4 protein-coding genes are annotated in these 3,315 nt (G+C 63.7%); all 4 read right to left on the reverse strand.

Features of this window, described 5'->3' with window-relative positions:
• The coding region (locus EN914_RS29170; protein WP_164778996.1) for an iron ABC transporter permease at positions 1-868 on the reverse strand (868 nt) is incomplete at its 3' end.
• Between the two features lie 11 nt (positions 869-879).
• Positions 880-1,788: a hemin ABC transporter substrate-binding protein gene (locus EN914_RS29175; RefSeq protein WP_127389443.1), complete on the reverse strand. Its 909-nt coding sequence runs from the start codon at positions 1,786-1,788 to the stop codon at positions 880-882.
• Positions 1,789-1,799: 11 nt separating this feature from the next.
• Positions 1,800-2,861, reverse strand: a complete 1,062-nt coding sequence (locus EN914_RS29180; RefSeq protein ID WP_024503812.1) for a hemin-degrading factor — start codon at positions 2,859-2,861, stop codon at positions 1,800-1,802.
• A gap of 23 nt (positions 2,862-2,884) precedes the next feature.
• Positions 2,885-3,091: a hemin uptake protein HemP gene (gene hemP / locus EN914_RS29185; RefSeq protein ID WP_013531240.1), complete on the reverse strand. Its 207-nt coding sequence runs from the start codon at positions 3,089-3,091 to the stop codon at positions 2,885-2,887.
• Positions 3,092-3,315 lie beyond the last annotated feature (224 nt).

Below are 3,315 nucleotides of genomic sequence, written 5' to 3' on the forward strand. Positions count from 1 at the left end.
AGCCGATGCCGCCGCTGACGGCGACGGATGCGCCGACCGCGGCGGAGACGCCGACGATGGCCGTGTATTTCAGCCGCTGCACCGGAATGCCGAGATGGCCGGCGGTCGCCTCGCCAAGCGCCAGCGCGTTGAGGCCGCGTGCCAGGAACGGCATCGCCGCCAGCGCCAGGACGATGATCGGCCCTACCGACGCGATCTTCGCCCAGGTCGCACCACCGAGCGATCCGAGTTGCCAGAAGGTCAGGTCGCGCAACTGGCGATCGTCGGCCATGAAGATAAGGATGCCGGTCAGCGCCATGGCGAGCGCCGCCAGCGCGATGCCGGCGAGCAGCATTGTGGCAACCGAGGTTTGCCCCCGCCGCGTCGCGACCTGATAGAGCATCAGCGTGGTGGCGAGCCCGCCACAGAAGGCCGCCAGCGGCAGGGCAAGCGTGCCGAGCAAGACTGTCACCGGAGCCAATATCGTCGCGCCGAGCACGATGACGGCAACCGCGCCGAGGCTGGAGCCGGCCGAGACGCCGATCAGGCCGGGGTCCGCCAGCGGATTGCGGAACAGCCCCTGCATGACCGCGCCGGAGACGGCGAGCGCCGCGCCGACCAGCATGCCGAGGATGACGCGCGGCAGGCGGATGTCATAGACGATCAGGCTGTCGCGGGCGCTCAACGCGGCGTCGTCAGGCACTGCGCCGAACAGCCGGCCCCCGATGACGTTGGCGGCCGATGCGTCCGAAGCCCCCGATGTCAGCGACAGAAAAACGGCAGCCGCGAGCCCCAGGCACAGCAGAAGGATGACGATGCGGGCGCGGCCCGACCGGTCGCCTTCGGATACGCTTGCCATCACCGGGCCGGCGATCGATTGATCGACCATGATCTGCCTGCTCAGTCCGTGCCCTGCCCGCCATAAAGCGAGACAGCGAGGTCGTGGATGGCATCAGCCGTGCGCGGCCCGAAGCCGAGCAGATAGGCGCCGTCGATGCGGATCAGCTTGTGCGCCGTTCCGACCGGCGTGGAGGCGATCGACGGATTGCCGAACAGTTCGTCGTCCGAAACCGTAGGCCCGGCATTGCTCATCATCAGGATCACGTCAGGCCTGGCGGTTATGATCGCCTCGTCGGACATCTGCTTGTAGCCGGAAAAGCCCTCGACCGCGTTGACGCCGCCGGCCAGCTTGACCATGCCGTCGGCGGCGGTCTCGCTGCCGGCCGCCAGAATCTTGCCGCCCTGTATCGACAGCACGAACAGGATGCGCTTGCGCTCCTTGATCGAAGCCGTCTGCTTCTCGGCGGCCGTGAGCTTGGCATCGAGCTCCTTGGCCAGCACCTCGGCCTTGGCGTCGACGCCGAGCGCCTTGCCGACGATGCGGACCTTCTCGAGAATGCCTTCGTGGCTGTAGTGCTCGGGCACCTCGATGAACGGCACGCTCGTCTTCTTCAAGACATCGACTGCTTCCTTGGGGCCGCTGCCATGCAGCGCCAGGATGCCGGTCGGGTCGACCGACAGCACACCCTCCGGCGACAGCGCGCGCATATAGCCGACATCGGGCAGCTCAAGCGCCGCCTTTGGGAACCGGCTGGTGGAATCGCGTGCCACCAGATGCTTTTCCTGGCCGAGAGCATAGACGATCTCGGTGATCGAGCCGCCAATGGCCACGATCTTTGAAGGATCGGCAAACACGGCCGTGCCATCCGCGGCGCTGGCGGGTTGCAGTGCGATAGCAGCCATGGAGAGACCGATCACCGGCCCCAAAATAGATCCGCGCACAGCCGACAATCTTGGGAAAACACTCATAGCATTTTTTCTCAGGCTGCGGTCGGGCTTGGGATGCGCGGCAGGTTTTCCGCCAGGAAGCGCCAGTCGTCTCGCTCGCTTTCGCCTTCATGACGCTTGCCGAAGAACTGGATGATCATCTTGCCGTCGGCGTCATAGACCTCGAGCGAGGTGACATGACCGTCCTTGGTCGGCTTGCGCACGGCCCAGACCTCGTGGATGTGGTCGGTGCGCAGATGCAGGTGGAAGGTTTCGTCCAGCACGTTGATCCATGGTCCCATCGGCTTGATCGACTTGATCGGACCGGAATGGATCTGGATGCAGCCGCGGTTTCCCACAAAGCACATGATCGGCATCTCGCCCTCCGCGGCATGATGAAACATGGCCCGGACCGCCTCATTGTCGAGCTGCCAGGCATAGTCCTGCCCAACCAGGCGCACCGCCTGCCGGCGGCTTAGTTTCAGCGTCTTCAACATACCAAAGAACTGGTGCACGTCGGTCAGCCGGCTCCAGCGGTCACGCAGATCGTCGAGATTGGCGGCCGCTTCGTCGCCATGGATCTCGTCATCGGGGAGTGGCCCCGAGATGTCGACCGTCGGTTCCTGGTTGGACGATTCGAGCGCGGCGACCAGCTTCTGATAGGCATAGAGGCTGGAGGCCGGCCGCAGATGCACCTTGTGCACGGCCTCGCCTGCCGCATCGAAGAACTGGAGGCTGCGGCGGATTTCGTCGCCGTCGCGCTTCTCGACGGCAAAGCCGTGTGCCCTGACCTTCGGGAAGATGCGCAAGTCGATGTTTTCGCCAAGCACCATGGCATTGTGGGTGCCGGTGACGACCTTGTCATAGACGCCGATCTTCTCGTGCACCGCGCTTTCATTGCGGGTCAGCGCCATGACCTCGCCGACGGCCTCGAGGCCGGTCAGAAGATCGTTGACGCGCGGCTCGATGCGGACGACGCCGTCCCCGCAATGCGCCGCGACCAGTTCGGCTTCCGAAATGCCGAGATGGGCAGCCAGATCACGCTCGCGCGTCTTCGGATTGTCTGTCCGTGCCCGCCGGATTTCATGCGGGGCGGATTTTACGCGCTGATCCATGTCTCGGTCCCTGTTGCCTTGTCTTACTTGTTGAGAATGAGCTTGCCCTGGCGGGTGATCTTCAGCCGGTAGAGTGCACCGTGATGCTCGATGCCGATCTCGTGCTCGCCCTGGAACAGGGTGTTGCTGGAAAGGGTTCGTACCGCCAGCGGAACCCGGTCGAAACGGGGGGAGGCATCGTCGGGACGGCGGACGCGATAGCGAAAATCGTTGGGATTGTGGGTGTTCATCTGGATGGATCCCTTTCCTGTGCCGGGCGTCTGGCTAGGCGTTGCGTAATCCGATTCATTTCTTGACTTGAATAATCATGTTTACTAGTCAGTGCAATACCGGATTAAATGAGTCAACATTTAAGACGCCGGCGACGATCAAAAATGCCAGCCAGCCCCGGGCCAGCCAGCATCAAACCTGGACTTTGGAGTTGGGGCATGGGGTTTGTGACTTGGGAATGGCG

It is taken from the genome of Mesorhizobium sp. M7A.F.Ca.CA.001.08.2.1 (assembly GCF_003998455.1).
Classification (GTDB): Bacteria; Pseudomonadota; Alphaproteobacteria; order Rhizobiales; family Rhizobiaceae; genus Mesorhizobium; species Mesorhizobium ciceri.

What these genes read in the sequence shown, in the direction of transcription:
- EN914_RS29175 (WP_127389443.1), bottom strand. Translation starts at nt 1,788, where the DNA reads ATGAGTGTTTTCCCAAGATTGTCGGCTGTGCGCGGATCTATTTTGGGG.
- EN914_RS29180 (WP_024503812.1), bottom strand. Translation starts at nt 2,861, where the DNA reads ATGGATCAGCGCGTAAAATCCGCCCCGCATGAAATCCGGCGGGCACGG.
- hemP (WP_013531240.1), bottom strand. Translation starts at nt 3,091, where the DNA reads ATGAACACCCACAATCCCAACGATTTTCGCTATCGCGTCCGCCGTCCC.